Raw genomic sequence first — 3425 nt, forward strand, 5'->3', positions numbered from 1 at the left:
GGTGAATTTGTAAGTATCCTTTGAACGATTCCCTGAGTAAGCTTTCCTGTTCTCTGATCCTGTTTCTGTACTACCATAACACTTGCACCTATTTTTATATTACTGCGAATTGTTCCATCCATAATATGTACTCTCCTATATTATTTAAATTGATTTTCCAGATTACCCACTTGTTATTTATGCAATCATGTTTCAATATGCATTAATACATAAATAAGTATTTTAAATTCAATACAATCCGTTGGCATTCCAGAGCGAATCAACGTGTCTGTATTCTCATTTTCTGACATCCAACTAACAAGCAGCTTCTTCTTTTCTGATGTCAATACATCTCCTAGTATATACGATTGAAAATCCATTACTAATTGATGTGGTTACTGGTGTCACGCAAATCTCCAGGAACCGCATCATGCTGCGATGCTTTGATAGTTGATTGTCCACAAGTAACCAGAAAAACCGACATGACGAATATTACGAATATCCCCTTCATATTTCGCCTCATAATCAAACCACTATCCTTTTGATGGAATCTTTTACATTACATGAAATAATTATATCATAGTTTTCATACAACTATTATAACAGATACAATTTATTAAACTTAGAATTATACTCCGCAAATAATGTTTTTACTTCTTGATGATAATCATATGCCAGTATCAATTTAATATCAAAATTAGATTTCTCCATTATTAAAAGCCAAGAGGAGACCCCTTCCAATCTATTGGATAACATAGCTCGTCATCGGATAAATTCTTTCATCTATACATATTGCGGATATTAATGAAACAAAGCAATATGTATAGATAGTTCGAAATAGCTTATACTATTTGAAAAATATGTAGGAGTGGTGTTGGATGTCAGTTGATGATTCAAATAGTACCGTTGCTTTTCCCGCACAACATCAGAGTAGACAGCCGGGCTTTGAATTTGAGATGAACCCACGGCCAGTTTCTGAGGACCGAAGTCAGGTAGGTAGTGAGAAATTAAGCGGCAAAGTGGCTATTATTACAGGTGGTGATAGTGGAATTGGACGAGCGGTTGCTTACGCTTATGCTAAAGAAGGCGCTGATATTGCAATTGCATTTTTAGATGAAGAACAGGATGCTAAGGAAACAAAAAAGCGAATTGAAACATTAGGTACACGGTGCATTTTGCTGCCTGGGGACTTGAGAATAGAGTCACAATGTCAGCAAGTTGTTGCAAACACAATGCAGGCTTTTGGCAAAATAGATATTTTGGTGAATAATCATGCGGTTCAATTTCCACAGCAATCTATTCTGGATATAACTGCGCAACAGTTGGAAAATACGTTTCAAAGCAACTTATTTTCTTTTTTTTATATGGTTAAAGCAGTTTTACCACATTTACCTGAAAATAGTTCGATCATTAATACAAGCTCTGTGACTGCTTATAAAGGTGATGAAATATTACTGGATTACTCAGCGAGTAAAGGGGCAATTGTTAGCTTTACACGTTCATTGGCTTTGTCGTTGGCAAAGATGAAAATTCGTGTAAATTCAGTTGCACCAGGACCTATTTGGACTCCCCTAATACCAGCTTCCTTTACTGAAGAAAAAGTAAAAAACTTCGGTGCAGATACGCCGCTTGGACGGGCTGGTCAACCTTATGAACTGGCCGCTGCCTATGTTTATTTAGCTAGCTGTGATTCTACCTATGTCTCTGGGCAAGTATTGCATGTGAATGGTGGAGCAGTTACAGCTTCATAATTCCAAGGAACTAGGAGCCAAGAGAAACAGTTTGCAGTGAAGTTCTTTCTGGCTATAAAGCCTCAAATTTCTTTTTCACTTTTTCCTCTATTTATACAAACAAATTCTTTGTTTACCTAAAACATTTCTTATTCACACACCAAAAAGGCGCTAAGACCAAAAAGTCTTAACGCCTTTTCTTATATCTAAATCAATTTTCCAAAATTGCATTTATGCTGGTGGAGACGATCCGCGCCCCTGCAAATCCACCCATTTTCGGTCTACAAACTTAGCATTTGGACTAAGCGATGTAAAATCTCTATTTAAAATATTGTTTGCTTTAAATTTTTCAAATTTATTGGCATGGCTATGTTTATACTTTTTTCGTCTAATAGCTGATTGTAGATTATTGTTTTGACATTAAAATTCTAAGTCTATTTAAATCAATTGAAATATTATGTTGTTTAAATAAAACGGCTTTCATTCTACGATAAGCAAGAATACCTTTATTATTATGTTGTTCAAATTTTATAGCTGCTACAATAGAAATACAACGCTGTCGAGTTAATTGTTATCATATTTCATCCTACTGTTACCATTAATTCTCAGTCACGCCTAAATGTATTAAACCGCTCTTCATATGTTTCGATATTTTGTTGCATCCCTATTGCTAGAAAGAGGTGAGAGACTTAAAATTATCTTGGAATTATCAGGACATTCCGTCTTCTCTATCACCTTAGACATTTACTCTCATTCCATCCCTTCACTTGGCAAGCAGGCTATGAATAAAATTACGCAATCAATTTTTAATTAGATTTTCTCACTGGCATAAGCATCGGCTTATGTCCTTTTTATTTATTTCAAATTTTTAAATCTTATCATTCAAAAATAATTCGAGACTACTTCACTCTTTTTTCGTCACGTTTCATTAAACGCTCAACGTTTATAAAATGCCCAAATAACATTGATAAAACAAAAGAAAAAGCTTTTATTCCAAACGTTTTTAAAGCATTAGGTATAGTTATCAGTGGCTTATCGTAATTTTCCCTCAGTTCTCTTTGCTTCTCTTCCTCCATATATTGTCTATATGCCTTATCAGCTACTATTTCAGCCTCATCTTCCTCTAAGCCTTTCCCATAAAGCGTAACGATTATTTTTCCTCTAGGTCTGCCGTTTCTAAATTGCAGCAAAGCAGATCGATATATTATTTCTAAATCTTCTTGCGACACGTTTCTACACTCCATGATTTTATCTCCCCAATATGAACTTATTTATTATGGATAATATTTCTGATAATTCCATAAAAGTCCTCTAACTTATTTATTTAAATTATTCATTTTAAAATCAAATTTTTATAAAACTGTGTCAAAACCCTCAAAATCAGTCTTTTTTCCCCTATAAATAACAAAAAAACTTCCAAGCAAAATGCCTGCAAGCTTTGTAATTCCTAATATGGTGCGGTTGATGGGACTTGAACCCATACGAGCGTAGCTCACTACCCCCTCAAGATAGCGCGTCTGCCGATTCCGCCACAACCGCATATTTAATTTTAGATAAAACAAAACACCATTTTAAAAAATGGTGCCGAGGACCGGAATCGAACCGGTACGGATATTTCTATCCGCGGGATTTTAAGTCCCGTGCGTCTGCCAGTTCCGCCACCCCGGCATAACATTTTGGAGCGGGTGATGAGAATCGAACTCACGTGACTAGCTT

General features: G+C 35.4%; 4 protein-coding genes and 2 tRNA genes. 1 reads left to right on the forward strand and 5 read right to left on the reverse strand.

The genetic code is table 11. The features are described 5' to 3' along the window. Both ACWZFG_RS04710 and ACWZFG_RS04715 read right to left on the reverse strand, forming a co-directional pair. A partial coding sequence (locus ACWZFG_RS04710; RefSeq protein WP_455577196.1) for a DUF2196 domain-containing protein occupies positions 1 to 122 on the reverse strand: 122 nt, incomplete at its 3' end. A gap of 63 nt (positions 123 to 185) precedes the next feature. Next, positions 186 to 359, reverse strand: a complete 174-nt coding sequence (locus ACWZFG_RS04715; RefSeq protein WP_455577194.1) for a hypothetical protein — start codon at positions 357 to 359, stop codon at positions 186 to 188. A gap of 498 nt (positions 360 to 857) precedes the next feature. Between ACWZFG_RS04715 and ACWZFG_RS04720 the strand changes: the two genes are divergently transcribed. Next, positions 858 to 1730: an SDR family oxidoreductase gene (locus tag ACWZFG_RS04720; RefSeq protein ID WP_418626888.1), complete on the forward strand. Its 873-nt coding sequence runs from the start codon at positions 858 to 860 to the stop codon at positions 1728 to 1730. Between the two features lie 878 nt (positions 1731 to 2608). Here the strand turns inward: ACWZFG_RS04720 and ACWZFG_RS04725 are convergent. The 3 genes from ACWZFG_RS04725 to ACWZFG_RS04735 all read right to left on the reverse strand — a co-directional run bounded on the left by ACWZFG_RS04725 (position 2609) and on the right by ACWZFG_RS04735 (position 3377). After that, positions 2609 to 2938, reverse strand: a complete 330-nt coding sequence (locus tag ACWZFG_RS04725) for a hypothetical protein (RefSeq protein WP_455577195.1) — start codon at positions 2936 to 2938, stop codon at positions 2609 to 2611. A 224-nt stretch (positions 2939 to 3162) separates the two neighbouring features. Continuing rightward, a tRNA-Leu gene (locus ACWZFG_RS04730) sits at positions 3163 to 3248 on the reverse strand. A 40-nt stretch (positions 3249 to 3288) separates the two neighbouring features. Then, a tRNA-Leu gene (locus ACWZFG_RS04735) sits at positions 3289 to 3377 on the reverse strand. Positions 3378 to 3425 lie beyond the last annotated feature (48 nt).

Source organism: Anaerosinus sp. (genome assembly GCF_965318445.1).

Coding starts and splice junctions, on each gene's coding strand:
- ACWZFG_RS04715 (WP_455577194.1), bottom strand. CDS start 359: ATGGATTTTCAATCGTATATACTAGGAGATGTATTGACATCAGAAAAG.
- ACWZFG_RS04720 (WP_418626888.1), top strand. CDS start 858: ATGTCAGTTGATGATTCAAATAGTACCGTTGCTTTTCCCGCACAACAT.